The following is a 16,822-nucleotide window of genomic DNA, read 5'->3' on the forward strand; positions in this document are numbered from 1 at the left end:
CCGCGCGGGTCCGGTTTCGCTCGGTGGGTGGGGTGGGCGGCCCCGTCGTAGGCTCGGGCGGTGGTGCGTGTGCGGGTCCGGCGTGTGCCCGGGCTGCGGACGGCGAAGACGACCCTCGCGGCGGTGTTGTCGTTCGTGGTGGCCGACTGGATCGGTACGAGCGACGCACCGGTGCTCGCGCCGCTGACCGCGCTGCTGGTCATCCAGGTGACCATGTACGACACGGTCCGCGAGAGCCTGCAGCGGGTGGCGAGCGTGCTCGCCGGTGTGCTGGTGGCCGTCGGCGTGGCGGCGGTGGTCGGGCTGAGCTGGTGGAGTCTCGGTGGCGTCGTGGCCGTGTCGCTGGTCGTGGGGCGGTTGTTGCGACTGGGGCCGCAGCTGCTGGAGATGCCGATCAGCGCGATGCTCGTGCTCGCCGTCGGCGGGGACCGGGACGTCGCCGACAGCCGCGTGTACGAGACGCTCGTCGGTGCCGCCGTGGGGATTCTCGTCAACCTCGCGATCGCGCCGCCGTTGTACCTGCGGCCCGCCGGGGACGCGGTGCGTGAGCTGTCCGAGCGGATCGCCGGGTTCAGCCGCGACCTCGCCGGCGGGCTCCGCGCGAGCTGGTCCCGCCAGGACGCGGACCACTGGCTGACCGAAGCGCGGACCCTCAACGCCGACGTGGCCCGCGCCGACCGGGTCCTCGGCCGCGCGGAGGCAGGCGCCCGGCTCAATCCACGCGCCGCCTCGACCAGACGGGAACAGCCCCGGCTGCGCACCGCACTGACCGGTCTCGAACGGTTCCAGCTCTCGCTGCGCGAGGTGTGCCGGGCCCTGCTGGACCGCACGTACTTCGTGCCCGAGGAGGAGCAGGCCGACGCCTACCCCACCGAGGTCCGGACCGCGCTCGCCGACTTCCTGGGCGCCGCCGCGGCCGCGGTCACGACGGCCACCGAGGGAGGCGAGGTGGCACTCGCGGACCTGGAACGCAAGCGCAACCGCCTGAGCACGCTGCTGATGGTCGACCCGCACGCCGACGAGGCCGCCTGGCAACAACACGGCGCCTTGATGGCCGCGGTGGACCGCCTGCGGGTGGAGGTCGAGGCCGCTGCCCGGCAACCGGAGGAGACCTGGCGCCCTCCCCCGCTGACCGACCGGCAGCGGCAAGCCGTGCGCCGCATGATGAGGAGACGACGCCGCCGGGCGTGAGCCGTCAGGTGCGGGCTCGCTGGTGCGCGGCGAGGCGGGCGGCGAGCCACAGCGGCAGGGCGGCCGCGATACCGGTGAGCACGAGCAACGTCACCGACAACGTGCTCGCGTAGCCCAGCTCGCCGTACTCGAACGCGCGGCGGTAGATCAGCAGGGGCGCGGTGAGGGTCGCGTTGGCCGGGCCGCCGTCGGTCACCAGCAGGGTGGGCACGAACGCGTTCTGGACCACGACGACCATGTCCCGCACCGCGAGGACGAGGACGATCGGCGCCATCAGCGGCAGCGTCACCCGCGTCATCGCGAACCACGGGGAGCCGCCCTCGACCTCGATCGCCTCGTGGAGGCGGGCTGGGATCGCGAGCCGGGCGGCCAGGGCGACGACGAACGCCTCGCCCACCTGGAACGTCATGACGAGTACCAGGCCGAGCCGTGCTCCCCACGGCGTCGTCAGGAAACCCGGGTCGGGGACACCGAGCACGCCGAGCAGTGCGGGCAACGGGCCGTACAACGGGTTGAGGATCCACAGCCACAGCAGCGCCCACGCCGCGTCCGGGATGACCGACGGCAGGTACGCCGCGGCCCGGCCGACCGCCGTCCGCGCGCCGCGGCGCCGGGCCAGCAGCAGTGCGGCGCCGACCGCGAGCAGCAGCCGCAGCGGCACGACCACCGCGGCGACGAACGCGCTGATGCCGACGGCGTCCCAGAACGTGCCGTCCGCCGCCAGGCGCGTGAGGTTGTCGGCGCCGGTGAACTCCGGGGCCCGGAAACCGAAGTAGTCGGTGAACGCCAACGCGGCCGCCAACCCCAGCGGGACGAGGACCAGCAGCGCCGACCCCGCGAGGTAGGGCGCCGCGAGCGGCCACCTCCTCACCGGCGCGCACCCGTCTCGGCGTCGAAGTGGTGCTCGTCCTCGGGCCGCCACGTGACCACGACCTGTTCCCCCGGGTGCGGGGCGTCGGCCATCGGCACTCGCGCGAGCACGTCGTCCACCCGGACCAGGCACTCCTCACCGGCGGGTTCGACCGCCGCCACCGTTCCGGCGCGGCCCGCCCCGGAACGGTTCACCCGCACCCGTTCCGGCCGCACCCCGGTGACCACCCCGTCGACGGCGGGCAGCAGGTTCATCGGCAGCGGGCCGAAGGTCCGCGCCACGGCCGTCGTCGCTGGCCGGGCGTAGACCTCGGCCGGGATGTCGCACTGCAGCACCCGGCCCTGCGCCATGACCGCCACCCGGTCCCCCATCGCCATCGCCTCGACCTGGTCGTGGGTCACGTGCACCATCGGCACGCCGAGGGACCGTTGCACCGCACGGATCTCGCCGCGCATCCGCAGCCGCAGCTCGGTGTCGACCGACGCGAGCGGCTCGTCGAGCAGGCACACCCGGGGCGACCGGATCATGGCGCGCGCGAGCGCCACCCGCTGCCGCTCCCCACCGCTCAGCTCGGTCGGCATCCGGGTCAGGAGCGGCTCGATGTCGAGCACGCGCGCCACCTCGCGGACGCGGGACTCGACATCGCGCCGCCGCGTTCCCCTGGCCCGTTCCCCGATCCCGATGTTCGCGGCGACCCCCAGGTGCGGGAACAACGCGGCCTCCTGGAACACGAGGGCCACGTCCCGCCGCCCGGCGGGCACGCCGGTGACGTCGCGGTCGTCGATCAGGACACGGCCTGCGTCGAGCGGCTCCAGTCCGGCGATCACCCGCAGCAGCGTCGACTTCCCGGACCCGGACGGCCCGACGATGACGAGCAGCTCACCGGGCTTCGCCTCGAGGTCCACCCCGTCGAGGGCCATCACCCGGGCCCCGCGACGAGCCCGGAACTCCTTCCGCGCGCCCTCGACGACAACACTCATCGGCTCTGCAGCAACGGATCGGCCTGCTTCCGGATCTCCGCGAGGACCTCGTCGAGCGGCACGCCGTCCTCGAAGGCCCGTTCCAGCTGGGTGCCGATCACGTCCTCGACCTCCGGCCACGACGGCGTCACCGGCGTGTGCCGCAGGTGCGGGATGGCGTCGAGGAACACCTGCGACGACGCGGGCGCGCGGGCCGGACTGAGGAACGCGGGCGACGTCGCCACGGAACGCAGCGACGGCACCGTGCGACCGCCGAGCGCGGTGAGCGTCTGCCCCTGCTGCCCGACGGCGTAGGCGACGAACTTCGCCGCGGCGGCGGCGTTCTCCGACCCACTCGCCACGCAGTAGGCGTCGGAGTGCAGCACCGACACCGGCTCACCCATGACCGGCAGGCCCGCGACGTCGAAGTCCAGGCCGCGCTGCTCCCGCAACGCCGGGACTTCCACCCGCGAGCTGAGGAACATCGCGACCTTCCCCGTCATGAACTGCTCGGGCAGTCCCTGCGCGGCGAGCTGCTCCTTGTCCGGGGTCGCGCCGCTGCCGATGAGGTCCACAACGGACTGCAGTGCGGCGCGAGCGCCGGGCTCGTGGAGGGTGGTGCGGGTCGGGGCCGCGTCGTCGTCGACGATGGTGCCGCCGTTGCTCCAGACCAACGGGGCCATGCGGACGATCGACGGGTCGATGCCGACCCCCTTCACCCCGTCCCGCGTCAGGGCCCCGGCCGTCGCCACGAAGTCGGCCCACGACCAGTCCGCCTTCGGGGCCGGCACGCCCGCCTGCGTGAACAGCGCGCGGTTCCAGTAGACGACGAGCGAGGAGATGTTCTGCGGCATGCACTGCAGCGCACCGTCGTAGGTGAACGCCCGCAACGGCTCCTCGTAGTAGTCGGCCGTGTCGACGCCCGCGTCCGCGAGCAGCGGGCCGATCGGCCGCACGGCGCCGCGCTGCACGAACGGCGCGTACTCGCGGTAGTTGATCAGGAAGACGTCCGGCGCGTCGCCGGACGCGAACGCGGTGGAGAGCCGGGTGAGGTGGTCGTCGCGGCTCACCGGGACGAGTTCGACCTCGCCGCCACCGGCCTCCTCGTAGGCGGACACGAGGCTGCGGTAGACGGCGGCCTCCTCCGGGTCGGCCCCGACCTGCACGGTGATCGGCGCGGTCGGGCTCCCCTCATCCGCGCCTGCGCCGTCGGAGCAGGCGCTCAGCACGAGGAGCACGGGGATCGCGAGCAATGTGAGCAGGAGCGACGGAGCGTGCGCTGTCCGGACTGACGAGCGCGCGCAGGCGCGAGGGACGAGCGCCGAGCACGCGAGGAGGGAAGACAGCGTGCTAGTGGAGGAGCGACGCGAACCATCGGGCACTGTGTGTCTCATGATCGCTCCACCGAGGAGAAGAACGACCGTTGGGCGATGCCGAACGCGAGCAGCGCGGGCGCTGTCACGAGCACCGCGGCGGCGAGGTAGATCGGGTACAGCGCGGCCTCCATCTCACTGAGGTTCCGCAACCCCAGCGCCACCGGCCAGTTGCCCGGCGACGACACGAGGGTCAGCGGATCCATGAACGTGGACCAGTAGTACAGCCCGGACAGTGCCGCGACCGCGACCGCCGCCGGCCGGACCAGCGGCAGTGCGATCCGCCGCCACACGGCGAACGGGCTCAGGCCCTCCAGCGTGGCGGCCTCGAGCAGTGCCGAGGGTATGCGGGAGTAGGCCAGTGCGAACAGCAGCACGTAGAACGGTGTCGTGCCGGCGAGCGCGAGCAGGGCGACCGTGAACGGCGTGTCCGCGAGGCCGGCACCGCGCAGCAGCACGACCCTCGGCACCCACAGCGCGGCGGCGGGCACGAGCAGCATGAGCACCGACACGCCGAGGAGCCACCGGCGCAGCACGCCGCGGGCGGTGACGATCGCGAGCCCGGCCATCGACGTCACGACCACGGTGACCGGAACCGCGACGACGACGAGCAGCAGCGAGTTCAGCAGCAGCCTGCCGAGCGGCATGAACCGCGGCACCGTCGCGAAGTTCGTCCACTCGACCGGATCGGGCCACAGGTCGAGCCCGTTGGGCGGCGGCTGCAGCGGGCGCTGCAGCGAACCCAGCACCATGACCGCGAGCGGCGCGAGGAAGACGGCGGACAGCACGATCACCCCGACGGTCCACCAGGTGGTGGTCCGTCGGGGTGGTCGGGTGGTGTCGTGCCGGGCCAGCGGAGCGCCCGTCAGCCCGCGTCGGCGAGCGAGGTCGTCCAGATGCTGCGCCCGTAGGTCGCGGCGTAGAGCGTGTCGCTGCCGTCGGGCAGGTCGATGTCGTTGACCGGCACCAGCGGCAGGTTCGCCCCCACCTTGATCCACGTCTTCCCGAGGTTGGTGGTGCGGAAGACGCCGACGTCGGTGGCGATGAACAGCCAGTTCCGCTTCTCCGGGTGGCGGATGACGTCGTTGATCGGCGCCTGCGGGATGCGCTTGCCCGCGATGTCCTTCCAGGTGCTGCCACCGTCGGTGGTCATGACGAGGTGCGGGTACGGGTCACCGGAACGCCAGCCGGAGAAGGTCGCCCACGCCACCTTCGCGTTGTCGGGATCGACGGTGATGCGGGTGACCCAGCGGCCGGGGAAGACCGGGCTCTCCAGCTTCTCCCAGGTCACCTCCTCGGGCGCGGCCATCGCGTTGCGGCTGACCCACACCAGGCCGCTGTCGGTGCCCGCGTACACCAGGTCCGGGTCGGCCGGGCTGGTGCCGATCGCCGTGACGGTCCCGAAACCGGGTGCGCGGGGCTCGGTGCCCTCGGTGAGGTCCGGGCTGATCCGCTGCCACACGCGCTGACCGGGATCGGTGTTGATCCGGTTCACGAACTCGCTGCCACCGAACATGATCCGCGGGTCGGCCGCGAACTCGAGCGGCGCCACCCAGTTCTTGCGCGCACCGGGGATCGTCATCGAGAAGCCCGCGCCGTCGACGAAGCCGCGGCAGCCACCGTTCTGCGAGCAGCCGTAGTACTTGCGGTCGTTCGTCGGGTCGATGCGGTTCATCATCCCGTCGCCGCCGACGAAGCCGAACCAGTCGCCGTTGACCGTGTTGTCATTCGCCCACGACTTCAGCGAGCCGTTGTCCTGGGAGCCCGCGTTGACCCGCGCACCGTCCTGGACCGACACGTCCATGGCGTAGAACTGCGTCACGGCGAGGTGCGGTGTCTTGGCCCACAGCCCCCGCGCGGCGCCGTTCTGGTTCGACCAGTAGAAGCCGCCGTCGTTGCCCAGGTACACCTTGCCCGGCGTGAAGGGGTCCCACTCGAGGCCGTGCTGGTCGGCGTGCGGGGTCTGCGAGGTGACCCACGTGAGGCCGCCGTCGCGGCTCTCCGCGAGGCTGACGCCCGCGGCGAACACGTGCATCGGGTCCACCGGGTCGACGTACACGCGGCCGAACCACCAGGCGAACCCGCCGCTGATGCTCTGCAGGGTGCCGCCGCTGGTGGGGCCGACCGGGGTCCAGGTGGCGCCCGCGTCGGTGCTCGTGAAGAACCCGTTGAAGTTGCCGCCCGCGGTGCTGGAGATGAGGTAGGCGCGGTTGGGGTCGCTGTCGCTGAAGTCGACGCCCATGCGGCCGACGTAGGTCGCCGTGACCGGCTGCCCCTCGATGTCGACGCTCTGCGGGAGCGGCGCCATGTGGATGTTCGCCCACGTGCGGCCGCCGTCGGTGGAGCGGTACAGGTACGAGTTCTTGCCGTAGATGCGTGACTTCTCGTCCCGGATCTTGTCCCACGTGGTGGCGAGCATGATGTCCGGGTTGTTCTTGTTGATGGTCACGTCGATCGCGCCGGTGGCGGTGCTGCCCGGGACGAGGACGCGGGTCCAGGTGTCGCCGCCGTTCTCGGTCATGAACAGGCCGCGGGTCGGCTCGGTGTCGTGCAGCGCGCCCATGACGGCGACGAACACCCGGTCGTCGTCACGCGGGTCGATCACGACCTGGCCGATGGTGTCGCCGGTGACCAGACCCATGTTGGTCCACGTCGCGCCATCATCGGAAGACTTGTAGACGCCCCTGCCGTAGTAGGCGGAGCCGCCACCGTGGTCGGGCTCGCCGGTGCCTGCCCAGACCACGCCCCGCGAGTCCACCGCGACCGCGCCCATCGACTGGGGCAGCTGGTCGTCCCAAGCGGACTCGAACGTGGCGCCGGCGTCATCGCTGCGCCAGAGCCCACCGGTGCCGGTGGCGATGTAGACGACGTTCCTGGTCGTCGGGTCGGCGGCGACGTCGCGGATGCGGCCGCCGATGTTGCTCGGGCCCAGTTCGGCCCACACCTGGTCGGTGCTCGGCGAGCCCATGGCCGCCGTGCCCATCTGGTCGGACTGCGCGATCGCCTCGGCGACGGCGGCGTCCGGGATGGAGCCGTCCGGGTTGGCGCGCTGGAGGTACATCCACTCCTCGGCACCCAACGGGTTGGCGGTCGCCTGCCCCGCGGGTGTCGCCGCGGCGTCGCGCTCCGGTTCGGTGCCGGAAGCGGCACTGGCGCCCAGGAGGACCACGAGTGTCGCGGCCACAACGGGGACAGGTCTCTTTTTGCGCATTGCCACGCGTTTCCTCCCGGTTCGGGTGAGCCGTGCCCCGGGTCACGGTAACACTGCGGAAGTCCGATTCGTCTGCCTCCGAACGGCCGCTGTTTTCCCTGTTTCCCAGTCCTGCCTAGAGTTGCGCCATGATCGGACGTGGGCTCGCACTGTCCGTGGTGGCGGCGTCGCTGCTCGTCACGGTGGGTTGCTCGGGCGGGGGCGACGCCGCGGCGTGCCCGGAACCGGCTGCCGCACCCGCGGCCGAGACCGAGCTCATGCCCGAGGGGCTGTCGTTCGAGCGGATCGGCACGGTCACGCACGTCGTGAGCACGGACGGCCACATCACCGTCCAGGCCGTCACGGCGAAGCCACTCGACGAGGTCACGGTGCTGATCCAGGACGCGGTGACGGCCGCGGGCTACCGTCCTGCTGGGATGGACAACGAGGGCTTCGAGGCCGAGGTCTTCTTCACCGCGGGGACGTACGCCGCGGGGCAGGCACTCGTCCGGCGCGGCGACTGCGAAGGCCAGTGGACCATCGACCTCGTCCTCGTCGACCCGAGCATGGTGCCCACGACGACTGGCCCCGCCCAGCCCAGCTAATCCACCGTGGTGTCTTCCGGGCGCTTGCCTGCGAGCTTCGCCAGGGTGTCCAACGTGGACGCGAGCACCTCGGGTGGCGGGGCGGACAGCGCCAGGCGGACCGCGTTGGGCGCCCGGCTCCGGCCCACCGCGAACGCCGCCGCCGGGGTGACCGCGATGCCGTGCCGTGCCGCGGCGGCGACGAACATCTCCGCGCGCCACGAGTCCGGCAGCTCCCACCAGCAGTGGAACGCGCCCGGGTCGGCGTGGACGGTGAAGCCCGCGAGCCGGTCGGCCACCAGGCGCTGGCGGGACGCCGCGTCGGCGCGTTTCGCGGTCGCGATGGTCTCCGCCGTGCCGTCGGCCGTGCACTGGGTGGCCGCGGCCAGCGCGAACCCCGTCGCCGCCCAGCCGCCCGAGCGGATCGCGCCCGCCACCGCGTCGGCGGTCGCCGGGGGCGGGACCAGGTAGCCCAGGCTCAGGCCCGGGGCGATCCGCTTCGACATGCTGTCCACCAGCGTCACGTGGTCCGGCGCGTACGCGGCCAGCGGGGGCAGTTCGTCGCGCAGGAAGGTGTAGATGCCGTCCTCGATCGCCGGGAGGTCACGTGCTGCCAGCACCGCCGCCAGCTCGGCGCGCCGCTCCGAGGGCATCGTGGTGCCCAGTGGGTTGTGCAGTGTCGGCTGGAGGTACACCGCGCGGACCTGCGCCTCCCGCACCCCCGACGGCAGCAGGCCGTGCTCGTCCAGCTCCAGCGGGACCAGGGTGACGCCCAGCCTGGCGGCCACCGCCTTCACCACCGGGTACGTCATGGCCTCGACACCGAGCCTGCCGCCCACCGGCACCAGCGCGGCGATCGCGGCCGCGATGGCCTGCCTTCCGTTGCCCGCGAACAGGATCCGGTCCGGCTCCGGTGCCCAGCCGGTGCGCGCCAGCAACCTCGCGGCCGCCGCGCGCGCGACCGGCGTGCCATCCACTGTGGACGGCCGCAGGGTGTCCGCCAGCACGTCCGGGCGCAGCAGCCGCGCCAGGCTCGCCGACAGCAGCTCCGCCTGGTCCGGCAGCACCGGGAAGTTCAGCTCCAGGTCGACCCGTGCCGTCGCCGGTTCGGCCAGTGCCGGTTCCGGGCCGGGGGCCGCCGCGCGCACGAACGTGCCCCGGCCCACCTCCCCCACCGCGAGGCCGCGGCGAACCAGCTCGCCGTACACGCGGGCGGCCGTCGACGCGGCGATGCCGTGGTGGCGCGCGAACCTGCGCTGCGGCGGGAGCTGCTCCCCCGCACGCAGCCGGCCCGCGGCGATGTCGTCGGCGACCTGGTCGGCGATCAGGCGGTAGTCGTCCACACTTCCCCACATTGCACCGAGAGCATTGTTTCCATTGCACCGACATAGTGCACCGAATAGCCTCGGTACGGCAAGGGAGGAACACACACATGAGTCACGCTGCCGTCAACGGCATCACCATCGGCTACGACGACGAGGGCACCGGCGAGAACGTGCTCGTCCTCGTGCACGGCCACCCCTTCGACCGCTCCATGTGGCGACCACAGGTCGACCACGCCCGCGCCCTCGGCTGGCGCGTGCTCGCCGCCGACCTGCGGGGTTATGGCGAGTCGACCGTCGTGCCGGGGGTGACGCCGCTGTCGACGTTCGCGGCGGACATCGCCGCGCTGGCCGACCACCTCGGCGTCGCGCAGTTCGTGCTCGGCGGGCTGTCGATGGGCGGGCAGATCGTGCTCGAGTGCGTGCGGCGGTTCCCGGACCGGATCCGCGGACTGCTGCTCGCGGACACGTTCGCGCAGGCCGAGACCCTGGCCGGCCGCGCGGCGCGGCACGACATGGCGGACCGCCTCGTGCGGGAGGGCATGGCCGGGTACGCGGAGGAAGTGCGCTGGAAGATGGTGGCGCGCCGCAACCCGGAGGCCGCCGAGTACGTGGCGCGGATGATGCACTCGGCACCGCCGGAAGGCGCGGCGGCGGCCCTGCGCGGCCGGGCGGAACGCCCTGACTACACCCCCGTGCTCGAGACGATCGCGGTCCCGACGCTGGTGGTCGTGGGCAGCGACGACGCGTTCACCCCGGTCGCGGACGCCGAGTACCTGCACGACCGCATCCCCGGCTCGACACTCGTGGTCGTCGACGGCGCCGCGCACCTGCCGAACCTGGAACGCCCCGCCGACTTCGACGCGGCGCTCGAGGCCCTGCTGGGGCGTGTCCGATGAGCCCGACCGTGTTGGTGACCGGCGCCAGCAGCGGCTTCGGCGCGGCGATCGCCCGCCGGTTCGCGGCCGACGGGACGACCGTCATCGCCGCCGCGCGCCGCGTCGAGCGCATTCCCGCCGGGGAGCGCATCCGGCCGGTCGCGCTCGACGTGCGGGACGCCGACGCCGTGCGGGAGACGATCGGCGCGCTGCCCGCGATCGACGTGCTCGTCAACAACGCGGGTCTCGCGAAGGGTCTCGAACCCGCGCAACGCGCCGACCTCACCGACTGGGACGACATGCTCGACACCAACTGCCGCGGTCTCGTGCACTGCACGCGCGCGGTCCTGCCGGGCATGGTGGCGCGCGGCCGAGGTCACGTGATCAACCTGGGTTCGGTGGCGGGCACCTACCCCTACCCGGGTGGCAACACCTACGGCGCGACGAAGGCGTTCGTGCGGCAGTTCAGCCTGAACCTGCGCAGCGACCTGCACGGCACCGGCGTGCGGGTGACGTGCGTCGAGCCGGGCATGTGCGAGGGCACCGAGTTCTCCCTCGTGCGGTTCGGCGGCGACACCGACCGGGCGGCCGCGGTGTACGACGGCATGCGGGCGTTGACGGCCGACGACATCGCCGGGACCGTGCACTGGGTCGCCGCACAACCGCCGCACGTCAACGTGAACACGATCGAGCTGATGCCGGTCGCCCAGTCAGCCGGACCGTTCCAGGTGCACCGCGGCTAGTGCTGTGTCCACCCGACGTTGCCGGCTCCGTGGGTGCGTTGGCTGGGCCGGCGGAATGGTGTGTTGAGGTTTGCCGAGCTGTCCTGAAGGACGCTTTCGGGGCGTTGAGCCTGGATCCACCGATGGATTTCGGCTGTTGGTTGGTGTTGGGGTGTCTTCGGCGGATGGGTGTGCCCTCCGGGGGCTCCTCGCCAGAGGGGCAGGTCTCTGGGATGGCTTGGGGTTGTTTGGTTGCGTTGGGTGCGGGTCTGCCTGCCATCCCGTCGACCTCCCTACGGGCTATCACACTGGCTCAAGGGGGCGGTTCCAGCGTTTGCTGCCGGTTTTGGTTGTTGGTGCCCCCTTGATCCGGTGTGATCGGGCTTCGCCAGGTCGACGGGATGGCAGGGAGCCCCTTGTGGCCGGCTTCCGCCCCGCGCTCGGTTGGCCTCCATGCCGTGAAAGGCACTTTCAGGACGCGGACCGATGTCATGAAGGGGCCCTTCATCACGTTGAGCACAACGAAGGGGCCCTTCATCACACCGGGCGTTACGAAGGGGTCCTTCATCACGGTGAGCGCAACGAAGGGGTCCTTTCGTGGCATCGCAGCTGTCCCGAAAGCGTCTTTTCTGGGCCTCCTGCGGATGGGGTGCGGGCGCTGCGCGCCCGCTGCCCGCGCAGCGGGCCTGACCAGGCCCGGCGCGGCCACGAGGCAAGAACAGACGGCTCGACGATCAGTGGATCCAGGCTGAGTGCCCTGAAAAGCGTGGCGGGGCACTCCAGTTCGGAGCAGCGATGATCGTGCTGTTGTTCCGGCCGCGTTCCCCGACGTTTCTGCCGCGAAAAGGCGCGTTACCGGCACGGCTGGTGCTGCGAAAGGCGCGTTAGGGCACCCAATGCCCTGAAAGCGCCTTTCGCGGCATCAGCGATGCCGCCAACGCGCCTGTGACCCGACCCGGCCAACGTATGCGGACACAGCTCTAGCAGGTCACCAGTTGCCTGGCGGTCGCCCGCCCTGCGGCTGCTGGCCGGGGCCGGAGGACGCCGCCGCGTACTGCTGCTGCGGACCGGGCCCGGTCGCCTGCCGAGGCCGGTCGAACTGGCCGAGTGCGACGGCGGCGCCGATGAGCGCGACCCCACCGATCGAGTAGCCGAGCCAGGTCAAGCCGTCGATCACGCCGCGCGGTCCGGCGTAGTTGGCGTCGTTGGTCTGGCATTCGACGCGGTCGCCCTCCGGCTCGCACCACCACCTCGCGACGACGTGTCCGCCCGTCGTCCCGGTCCCGCCGAACACAGCCCCCATGATCAGGCCCAACGCGGCCAGGCCGAGTCCGGCCACGACGAAGAAGACACGAAGTACCCGAAGAAATGCCACCGCGGCATCCTGGCGGACGCGCTTTCAGGCCGCTTTCACCGCGGTGAAAGCGGCCTGCCGACGTCCGGCCCGCGGTAGTCGCAGACCCCGGTCGGGAAGATCTGCGCCAGCCTGGTCCTCTCCGCCGCGTTGGGACGCCACGACCCGTACAGGCCGCGGTCGATGGCCTTGCCCACCGGCTGCAGCGCGCACTTGAAGTGCTGCTCGTCGAACGGGCCGCCCGCGACCGTGCGGGACGTGCCGTTGATCGGGAACCGTTGCGTGCACTGGCCGGCCGGGCCGCGGTCGAGGATGCCGCGCCACGCGTCCCTGCCGCGGTACAGCAGCGTGCCGTCGGTCGCGAAGCAGCTGTCGACGGCCTCGGCAGGCTTGTTGCCCGCGACCCCGCGCGACGGGTGGACCCGCAGGTTCCCCAGCCACTCGTCCATCACGGCGAGCGCCATCGGGGTCTGGTCGAACGCGCTCGCCGGGCGGGCGTCGGTGAACCACACGACCTGGTTCGCCGCGTTGCCCTTCGCGTCGAGCATGCGCTGGCGGGACGCGAAGGACTGCCGCGCGTTGTGCATGTCCAGTTCGGCGTCGAGGTAGTGCCGCCAGTCGATGACCGGGATGTCGATCTCGCCGTCGAACACGAGACCGGACCGGTAGGCGGCACGCATGGCCTCGACGTTGCCCTCGGTGCGCGGCCGCACCCCGTTCGCGTCCGGCGGGTTGACGTTCCGCAGGCTCCAGACGTCCACATCGGACGGACAGGCCTGCGTGACGAACGGGCAGCCCTCCTGCACCGCGTCCTGTGGTTGCTTCCAGCCGCCGACGTCCGCGTTCAGGTCGAGGAACTCGGCGGGCGTGATCTTCCCGTCCACCAGTGCTTTCAGCCCGTACTGGACGCCGATGTTGTCCCAGGTGGACCGCGCGTAGCCGGTCAGCGGGTCGCGGCCGTACACGTTGACCACGTCGTTCCAGTGGGTCCACTCGACGGCTGCCTGCTGTTCCGGCGTGATGCCGGGCGCGGTGCCGTACTTGGGGTTCAGGGCGAGCGGCGACAGGCCGCGCCACCCGTTGATGCACTCGCTCGACCCCGGGGCGGCGAGCCACGGCGTGAACTGTGCGTACGGGTTCGCCACCGTGTCGGAGGCGGCGAGGCCTTCGAGCAGCGGACGGTTGGTCCACTGCCGCCACTTCGACGTCGGGTCGGCGAGGACCTTCTGGTCCATCCAGCGTTCGAGCAGCTCACAGTCGCCGACGTGGATGGTCTGGGTGACCATGTCCGGGTAGGAGTACTGCGGGATCGCGCCGTCGAGCAACCCGCGGTGGTTCTGGCCGTACACGTACTGCTGGATGCCGCCGCCGGAACCACCGAGCCCGACTGTGTACACCGGGTCGCCGTACTCGGTGACGAACCGCGACTTGACCATCATCGCGGTCTCGCCGCCCAGGATGAGGTTGTAGTGCGTGCTGGTCTTGGTGCCGGTGGACCAGGCGACCGCGTACCCGGCGCCCAGCCCGTGGACGTAGCGGGACTCGCTCTGGTTGTTCGACCCCTGGTAGTGGCCGACGCCGACGCCACCGCCGAAGTAGTAGATGAGCTTGCGGTTCCAGTGCGGCAACGTGCCGGGCCCGGTCGCGCCGGGGTCGAGCACCGCGATCGTGTAGACGAACCGGTTGATGGTGCCACGTTCCCAGCGGATCACGAAGTCGACGCCGGACGGGGTCGTGCTCATGTCCGAGGGCCGGGGCGCGGCGGGGTCGTAGGGCTGCCACGTGCCGCCGGTGGTCCGGTAGTAGTGGCTGGCCTTCGTGGCGAGTGAGCAGTCGTCGTCGAGGAACGGCCCGGCGAGGTCGAACCCGGCGAGGTGCGCGGGGGTCGAGCAGAAGAAGTCCGGCTGCTGCGGCCCGGAGAACATCGGCCCGGTGACGGGGTGGTTGACCAGGCGAAGGCTGGCCCGGTCCCGCTTTGTGGAGGCGGTGACGGTGCTCGCGCCGAGCGGCAGGTCGTCGACGACCCCTTCGAGCGCGTGCGGCGCCTGGTCGTCGGGCACGAAGTCGTCGGTGACGTCGGTCCCGTTGACCCGGACGGTCGCGGCGTCGAGCGGCACGGACTTCGGGACCACCACCCGCACGCGGGCCTCGCCGCCGCTGACGTACCGCGCAGGCCCGGACAAGGTCTCGAGCCGCAGCCCGCCGTGGCGGTCAGGGGTGCTGTCAGCGACAGCCGTCCCAGCAGCAAGACAGGCGACAACCGCCGCCACGACAGTGATTCGACGCCCCATTGCGTTCTCCCAGGTGTGGGTGGCCCAGCAACGTTAGGCAGGCCCGGAACGCGCCGTCAACGGTTGCCGCGAGTCACGACGCTCAGTTAGCCACCCAAACAGGGGTCACCCTATAGAGTGACAGCCGTGACCTGGGGCATTGCGGTGAATGAGGTGCTAGCTCGCCGAGCTGTGCACGACGAGTACGGCGGCTCAAGACAGGGCGGCATCGCGTCTTGCGCCAAGTCCGACAACATCCTGATCTTCACGTCGGACTCGGGGAAGAACTACGGCTACAACTACGACCAATGGGAAGGCGACGCAGTCTTCTACTACACAGGCGAAGGGCAGAAAGGCGATCAAGTCTTCGTACGCGGCAACATGGCCTTACGCGACCACGTACAACGAGGTCAGCACGTGCGGCTCTTCGAGGAAGCGGCGCGGACAAAGGTGCGGTATCTCGGCGAATTCCGACTCTCGAACGAAGCACCGTACCGCTTCGAAGAGGCTCCTGACAATCTAGATGATCTGCGTAAGGTCGTCGTTTTTCGCCTCGTACGCGTTGACACTAGCCAACCAATGGCACAGACATCACCCGAAGTTCCAACCGTTATTGATGTGCCAATCGAGAAGAACATAACTGAGACTTTCTCCTCCAACCCAACGCAGCAGCCCACGGAGATGGAGCGACGGGAGGCAGCCCTCGTCGAACGCTACGCCAAGTCTCTTGCTGCCGAGAACATCAGCACCAACAGGAACAAAATTTCCTTTCCCTATAGCAAGCGTGCCTATTACACCGACCTGTTCGACGTGAGCAGAGCTGAATTAATCGAAGCCAAGGGGTCTGCCTCACGAAACCACGTGCGGCTCGCCATTGGGCAGCTTTGCGACTACAGCCGGTACGTCCCGCACCGAGCACGAGCGGTGCTCCTGCCTACTGACCCGGGACCCGATCTCGTCCAGTTGCTCAACAGCGTCGGCATCGTCTGTATTTTCGAGATCGAGACGAACGTCTTCGTTCGCCGTGAACCGGCAGTGTCCACTACACCGGCACCATGACCGCTGAACTCGATCCGTTTCAGTACAAGGTCCTACATTGTCTCGAAGAAGACGACTTCGCTCTGTCCGCCGAGGAAATAGCGATGGACATCTTCCACAACGACGAACAGCCGCCCTCCGACGAGGAAGAACGTTCAGTGCACGACTGCCTGATCGGCCTCCAGCAGCGCGGACTTGCCACCTCGTGGCAGACGAACATTGCAGATTTCGGCGTTGAAACGGTGTGGCATTCGTTGCTGACTCCTGGCCGACGAGTGTTCGATCCGGGGAGGTAACCCGCAACATCTAGCGCGTCGCCGCTTCGCGTAGCAGGGTCAGGCGGATCTCGCGGGCGGTGTTCATGTGGTCGCCCGCCAGGGTGCGGGCCATGGGCTCGTCGCGGGTGCGGATCGCTTCCAGCATCCGGGCGTGTTCGGCCAACGCGGTCTGCCAGCGGTCGCCGACCGACAGCGTCGAGTGCGGAGCGTGGACGAGGTGGGTGGTAAGCCGCTCCAGCAGGTCCACCAGCACGGGGTTGTGGGTGGCCTGCCAGATCGCCGCGTGGAACTCCAGGTTGGTGCGGATGCGGGTCGCGTCGTCGGGGTCGGGCAGGGCTCGGTCGCGGGACAGGAGGCCCCTTCCAGGCGGAGCAGGTCGGCGGTGCGGCGGTTGCCACTCGCGAAGGTGTGGGCGAAGCTGCTGCAGATCCCCGCGTACGGCATCTACGCCGGCGTACTGGTCTTCGCGACACTCGGCACGTTCGCCGCCGGCGGCACGACCGCCGACCTGCTGATCCTGTGCGGTCTCGGGTTGCTCGGCCTGCTCATGCGCGAGGGCGGCATCCCGGTGGCACCCGCGGTGGTGGGGCTGATCCTCGGACCACTCGCCGAGGAACAACTGCGGCGCGCGCTGACACTGTCCGAGGGCGACCCGTCGATCCTGGTGTCCGGCCCGATCACCATCGTGCTGTGGACCGCTGTGGTGATCGCGCTGGTGGCGTCCGTGGTGGTGCCGTACGTACGCACTCGCCGGAGTGAAACACGCTGATCCCACCGCGCGCCGAACACGGC

General features: G+C 70.7%; 16 protein-coding genes. 7 read left to right on the forward strand and 9 right to left on the reverse strand.

Annotated features, from left to right (window positions below):
* Nucleotides 1–60: 60 nt before the first annotated feature.
* Entirely contained in the window at nucleotides 61–1,191 is a 1,131-nt protein-coding gene (locus tag FHR82_RS07940) for an FUSC family protein (RefSeq protein WP_184809639.1), read from the forward strand.
* A gap of 4 nt (nucleotides 1,192–1,195) precedes the next feature.
* Here FHR82_RS07940 and FHR82_RS07945 read toward each other — a convergent pair whose 3' ends face one another.
* From FHR82_RS07945 to FHR82_RS07965, 5 genes are all read right to left on the reverse strand, one after another.
* Entirely contained in the window at nucleotides 1,196–2,062 is an 867-nt protein-coding gene (locus FHR82_RS07945) for a carbohydrate ABC transporter permease (protein WP_221463561.1), read from the reverse strand.
* A complete protein-coding gene (locus FHR82_RS07950) occupies nucleotides 2,059–3,042 on the reverse strand; it encodes an ABC transporter ATP-binding protein (RefSeq protein WP_184809641.1) in 984 nt (327 codons plus the stop codon). Before FHR82_RS07950 ends, FHR82_RS07945 begins: the two co-directional genes overlap by 4 nt.
* Nucleotides 3,039–4,274 (reverse strand): ABC transporter substrate-binding protein, encoded by a 1,236-nt coding sequence (locus FHR82_RS07955; protein ID WP_221463562.1) that lies wholly within the window; start codon nucleotides 4,272–4,274, stop codon nucleotides 3,039–3,041. The genes FHR82_RS07950 and FHR82_RS07955 overlap by 4 nt, the downstream gene beginning before the upstream one ends.
* Nucleotides 4,275–4,411: 137 nt before the next feature.
* Entirely contained in the window at nucleotides 4,412–5,188 is a 777-nt protein-coding gene (locus tag FHR82_RS07960) for a carbohydrate ABC transporter permease (protein WP_221463563.1), read from the reverse strand.
* 71 nt (nucleotides 5,189–5,259) lie between these two features.
* Nucleotides 5,260–7,578, reverse strand: coding sequence for a WD40/YVTN/BNR-like repeat-containing protein (locus FHR82_RS07965; protein ID WP_221463564.1), 2,319 nt, complete (start codon nucleotides 7,576–7,578; stop codon nucleotides 5,260–5,262).
* A gap of 155 nt (nucleotides 7,579–7,733) precedes the next feature.
* Here FHR82_RS07965 and FHR82_RS07970 point away from each other — a divergent pair, with 155 nt between their 5' ends.
* Nucleotides 7,734–8,189 carry a hypothetical protein gene (locus FHR82_RS07970; RefSeq protein WP_184809644.1) on the forward strand — a complete coding sequence of 152 codons (456 nt, stop codon included), beginning with the start codon at nucleotides 7,734–7,736 and terminating at the stop codon, nucleotides 8,187–8,189.
* On the opposite strand, the gene FHR82_RS07975 is transcribed toward FHR82_RS07970, so the two are convergent.
* Nucleotides 8,186–9,511, reverse strand: coding sequence for an aminotransferase-like domain-containing protein (locus FHR82_RS07975; RefSeq protein WP_311770950.1), 1,326 nt, complete (start codon nucleotides 9,509–9,511; stop codon nucleotides 8,186–8,188). The two genes, FHR82_RS07970 and FHR82_RS07975, sit on opposite strands and share 4 nt — an antisense overlap.
* Nucleotides 9,512–9,600: 89 nt before the next feature.
* Between FHR82_RS07975 and FHR82_RS07980 the strand changes: the two genes are divergently transcribed.
* Both FHR82_RS07980 and FHR82_RS07985 read left to right on the forward strand, forming a co-directional pair.
* Nucleotides 9,601–10,389, forward strand: a complete 789-nt coding sequence (locus FHR82_RS07980) for an alpha/beta fold hydrolase (protein ID WP_184809646.1) — start codon at nucleotides 9,601–9,603, stop codon at nucleotides 10,387–10,389.
* Nucleotides 10,386–11,111 carry an SDR family NAD(P)-dependent oxidoreductase gene (locus FHR82_RS07985; RefSeq protein WP_184809647.1) on the forward strand — a complete coding sequence of 242 codons (726 nt, stop codon included), beginning with the start codon at nucleotides 10,386–10,388 and terminating at the stop codon, nucleotides 11,109–11,111. The genes FHR82_RS07980 and FHR82_RS07985 overlap by 4 nt, the downstream gene beginning before the upstream one ends.
* Nucleotides 11,112–12,078: 967 nt before the next feature.
* Here FHR82_RS07985 and FHR82_RS07990 read toward each other — a convergent pair.
* Both FHR82_RS07990 and FHR82_RS07995 read right to left on the reverse strand, forming a co-directional pair.
* The gene (locus tag FHR82_RS07990; RefSeq protein ID WP_184809648.1) at nucleotides 12,079–12,465 is read right to left on the reverse strand and encodes a hypothetical protein; all 387 of its coding nucleotides are present in this window, start codon (nucleotides 12,463–12,465) and stop codon (nucleotides 12,079–12,081) included.
* Between the two features lie 35 nt (nucleotides 12,466–12,500).
* Entirely contained in the window at nucleotides 12,501–14,714 is a 2,214-nt protein-coding gene (locus FHR82_RS07995) for a DUF6351 family protein (protein ID WP_184809649.1), read from the reverse strand.
* Between the two features lie 147 nt (nucleotides 14,715–14,861).
* Here FHR82_RS07995 and FHR82_RS08000 point away from each other — a divergent pair, with 147 nt between their 5' ends.
* Together FHR82_RS08000 and FHR82_RS08005 are read left to right on the forward strand one after the other, a co-directional pair.
* On the forward strand, nucleotides 14,862–15,773 hold the full coding sequence (locus tag FHR82_RS08000) for an SRA domain-containing endonuclease (RefSeq protein WP_184809650.1): 912 nt from the start codon (nucleotides 14,862–14,864) through the stop codon (nucleotides 15,771–15,773).
* Nucleotides 15,770–16,048, forward strand: coding sequence for a hypothetical protein (locus tag FHR82_RS08005; protein WP_184809651.1), 279 nt, complete (start codon nucleotides 15,770–15,772; stop codon nucleotides 16,046–16,048). Before FHR82_RS08000 ends, FHR82_RS08005 begins: the two co-directional genes overlap by 4 nt.
* Nucleotides 16,049–16,058: 10 nt before the next feature.
* Here the strand turns inward: FHR82_RS08005 and FHR82_RS08010 are convergent, their stop codons facing one another.
* Entirely contained in the window at nucleotides 16,059–16,457 is a 399-nt protein-coding gene (locus FHR82_RS08010; RefSeq protein WP_184810409.1) for an FCD domain-containing protein, read from the reverse strand.
* Here FHR82_RS08010 and FHR82_RS08015 point away from each other — a divergent pair.
* Nucleotides 16,413–16,799 (forward strand): tripartite tricarboxylate transporter permease, encoded by a 387-nt coding sequence (locus FHR82_RS08015; RefSeq protein WP_221463565.1) that lies wholly within the window; start codon nucleotides 16,413–16,415, stop codon nucleotides 16,797–16,799. The two genes, FHR82_RS08010 and FHR82_RS08015, sit on opposite strands and share 45 nt — an antisense overlap.
* Nucleotides 16,800–16,822 lie beyond the last annotated feature (23 nt).

It is taken from the genome of Actinophytocola algeriensis (assembly GCF_014203735.1).
Classification (GTDB): domain Bacteria; phylum Actinomycetota; class Actinomycetes; order Mycobacteriales; family Pseudonocardiaceae; genus Actinophytocola; species Actinophytocola algeriensis.

Coding starts and splice junctions, on each gene's coding strand:
- FHR82_RS07950 (WP_184809641.1), bottom strand. CDS start 3,042: ATGAGTGTTGTCGTCGAGGGCGCGCGGAAGGAGTTCCGGGCTCGTCGC.
- FHR82_RS07970 (WP_184809644.1), top strand. CDS start 7,734: ATGATCGGACGTGGGCTCGCACTGTCCGTGGTGGCGGCGTCGCTGCTC.
- FHR82_RS07980 (WP_184809646.1), top strand. CDS start 9,601: ATGAGTCACGCTGCCGTCAACGGCATCACCATCGGCTACGACGACGAG.
- FHR82_RS07985 (WP_184809647.1), top strand. CDS start 10,386: ATGAGCCCGACCGTGTTGGTGACCGGCGCCAGCAGCGGCTTCGGCGCG.
- FHR82_RS08005 (WP_184809651.1), top strand. CDS start 15,770: ATGACCGCTGAACTCGATCCGTTTCAGTACAAGGTCCTACATTGTCTC.